The 3,243-nt window shown below is 63.5% G+C and carries 2 protein-coding genes; both read left to right on the top strand.

Translation table 11 applies throughout. The features are described from left to right. The first annotated feature begins 342 nt into the window (after nucleotides 1-342). Complete coding sequence (locus tag CKW40_RS42015) at nucleotides 343-1,782, top strand: pyridoxal-phosphate dependent enzyme (protein ID WP_095205352.1); 1,440 nt, start codon at nucleotides 343-345, stop codon at nucleotides 1,780-1,782. Next, nucleotides 1,779-2,960 (top strand): trans-sulfuration enzyme family protein, encoded by a 1,182-nt coding sequence (locus CKW40_RS42010; RefSeq protein WP_095205351.1) that lies wholly within the window; start codon nucleotides 1,779-1,781, stop codon nucleotides 2,958-2,960. The genes CKW40_RS42015 and CKW40_RS42010 overlap by 4 nt, the downstream gene beginning before the upstream one ends. The last annotated feature ends 283 nt before the right edge of the window (nucleotides 2,961-3,243 follow it).

Here is a 3,243-nt window from a genome sequence, read left to right as displayed (position 1 = left end):
GCACAAAGCGCACTCATCGTCTCCTCACCCGCAAGGCAATCCACAACAAACCGTAGCCGCTCGTCCATGATGCCAGTCTCTCGCCAAACCATCGCCGGTCCTCCGGCGGACAAGAAAACTGTCACCCATGCTATCGGTCCATTCTGTTACCTATCTATCCGGTTCGGACACCTGCCGGCCATCTCCCCCTCGAGGGGGGAGATTAAGCGCCTGTTGGAATTTCATTCCCCGTCTGGGCGGCTGATTGGCACGTTCTATCTTCTTTCCCGCGACAAACGGCTGGAAAAGAGGCTACGCTGCCGCTCTGCCCCCGAGGCGGTCGCTTGATCATGGAGCATCTGAATGAGCGAGCAGAAGGTCGCCGCGCCTGACAGCGGCCCCTCGGAAAGCGCAACGTCCCGCCTGCGCCCGCCTTATGCCTCGGTTCTCGACCTGATCGGCCAGACGCCGGTCGTCGAACTGACCAAGTTCGACACCGGCAAATGCCGGCTGTTCATCAAGCTCGAGAGCCAGAACCCGGGCGGCTCGATCAAGGACCGCATCGCGCTGTCGATGATCGCCGCGGCCGAGAAAGAGGGCAAGCTCAAGCGCGGCGGCACCATCGTCGAGGCAACCGCCGGCAATACCGGGCTCGGCCTCGCCCAGGTCGGCATCCCCAAGGGCTATCGCATCGTGCTGGTCGTGCCCGACAAGATGTCGCGCGAGAAGATCCAGCATCTGCGGGCGCTGGGCGCCGAGGTGCGCATGACGCGCTCCGACGTCGGCAAGGGGCATCCCGAATATTACCAGGACATGGCCGAGAAGATCGCGGCTGAAGTGCCCGGCGCCTTCTATGCCAATCAGTTCGCCAACCCGGCCAACCCGCTGGCGCATGAGACGACGACCGGCCCGGAAATCTTTTCGCAGCTTGATGGCAATGTCGACGCGGTGGTGGTCGGCGTCGGCTCCGGCGGCACGCTGACCGGGCTTGGCCGCTATTTTTCGAAAGTGTCGCCCAAGACCGAAATGGTGCTGGCCGATCCGGTCGGCTCGGTGCTGGCGCCCTTGATCAAGACCGGCAAGATGGAAGAGGCCGGCAGCTGGACGGTGGAAGGCATCGGCGAGGATTTCGTGCCGCCCAATGCCGATCTGTCGCTGGTCAAGAAGGCCTATTCCATATCAGACAAGCAAAGCATGCTGGCGGTGCGCGATCTGCTGTCGCGCGAAGGCATCCTGGCCGGCTCGTCCTCGGGCACGCTGTTGTCGGCCGCCTTGCGCTATTGCCGCGAGCAGACGGTGCCCAAGCGCGTCGTCACCTTCGTCTGCGACAGCGGCAACAAATACCTGTCGAAGGTGTTCGACGATTTCTGGCTGGCCGAGCAGGGGCTGGCCGAGCACGAACAGCATGGCGATCTGCGCGACCTCGTCATGCGCTCGCACCGCACCGGCGGCACCGTCTATGTCGGCCCGGACGAAAGCCTGCTCAATGCCTATGGCCGCATGCGCCGCTCCGATGTCTCGCAGCTGCCGGTGCTCGATGAGGGCAAACTGGTCGGCATCGTCGATGAAAGCGACATATTGGCCAAGGTCGATGGTCCCTATGACGGCCGCTGGGAGCGTTTTAATGGCCCGGTGCGCACGGCGATGACCTCCAATCTGCACACGCTGCAGGCCAGCCAGACGCTGGATGCGCTTTTGCCGGTGTTCGATCGCAACGAGGTCGCCATCATCTTCGACGGCGACGAGTTCGTCGGCCTGATCACCCGCATCGACCTGATCAACCATCTGAGGCGCGCACGATGACCAAACACACCCCGCCGGCCGGCAAAAACCGCCTGGCCTTCTCGACGCGCACCATCCATGGCGGCCAGAGCCACGATCCGCTGACCGGTGCGGTGATGGTGCCGATCTATGCCACCTCGACCTACGGCCAGCAGTCGCCCGGCGTGCACAAGGGGTTTGAGTACGCCCGCAGCCAGAACCCGACGCGCTTTGCCTTCGAGCGCGCCGTGGCCGATCTCGAAAGCGGCACGGCCGCCTTCGCCTTCGCCTCCGGCCTGGCGGCGATCTCGACAGTTCTGGAACTGCTCGACAGCGGTGCCCATATCGTCGCCACCGACGACATCTATGGCGGCTCCTTCCGGCTGATGGAGCGGGTGCGCAAGCGCTCGGCCAATCTGCAAGTGAGCTTCGTCGATTTCACCGACCTTGCGGCAGTCGAGGCGGCGATCCGGCCTGAGACAAAGCTGCTCTGGGTCGAGACCCCGACCAACCCGCTGCTGCGGATCGTCGACCTCGAAGGCGTCGCCGCGCTGGCCAAGCGCAAGGGAGTGCTCACGGTCGCCGACAACACGTTCTGCAGCCCCTATATCCAGCGGCCGCTGGAACTCGGCATCGATATCGTCGTGCATTCGACGACCAAATATCTCAACGGCCATTCCGACATGGTCGGCGGCGTCGCCGTGGTCGGCGACAACAAGGAGCTCGCCGCCCAGCTGAAATTCCTGCAGAACGCCATCGGCGCCATATCGGGCCCGTTCGACAGTTTCCTCGCCCTGCGCGGGTTGAAGACCTTGGCGCTCCGGATGGAGCGGCATTCCGACAACGGGCTGAAGATCGCGCAGTGGCTGGAAGCGCGAAAAGATGTGCGCCGCGTGATCTATCCCGGCCTCGCCAGCCACCCGCAGCACGCCATCGCCGTCCAGCAGATGTATGCCTTCGGCGGCATGATATCAGCCGTGCTCGACCGCGACCTCGCCGGCACAAAACGCTTCCTCGAACGCACGCAATTGTTCACGCTGGCCGAAAGCCTCGGCGGCGTGGAGAGCCTGATCGAACATCCGGCGCTGATGACGCATGGGTCGATCCCGGCGGAGAAGCGGATGGAGATCGGGATTTCGGATTCGCTGGTGCGGCTGTCGGCGGGGATCGAGGATGGCGATGATCTGATTGCGGATCTGGAGCAGGCGCTGGGGGGATAGATTCTCTAACCACAAAGGTCAGCGCCGCCCCTCATTGCCCTGCCGGGCATTTCTCCCCGTAAACGGGGCGAAAGGGGCTAACCAGTGCCGCCGGCGATTGGCGAAAGCGGCGACGACTGTCCAGCCGATAGATGGGTAACACTTTGAACCGGATATATGGGTAACAGTTCTCCCCCTATGCGTCCGTCGCAGCGCCAAGCGGTTTGGTTGGCGCGGCGCTGCGACGGACAAGCTTCATGCGCCTGGTGTCGATGATGCCGAGCGGATGAGCATGGAAGCTGAG

Source organism: Mesorhizobium carmichaelinearum (assembly GCF_900199455.1).
Taxonomy (GTDB): domain Bacteria; phylum Pseudomonadota; class Alphaproteobacteria; order Rhizobiales; family Rhizobiaceae; genus Mesorhizobium; species Mesorhizobium carmichaelinearum.
Note: the sequence above shows the minus strand (reverse complement) of the source record. Positions and strands in the feature narration are given on the sequence as shown.

Coding starts and splice junctions, on each gene's coding strand:
- CKW40_RS42015 (WP_095205352.1), top strand. CDS start 343: ATGAGCGAGCAGAAGGTCGCCGCGCCTGACAGCGGCCCCTCGGAAAGC.
- CKW40_RS42010 (WP_095205351.1), top strand. CDS start 1,779: ATGACCAAACACACCCCGCCGGCCGGCAAAAACCGCCTGGCCTTCTCG.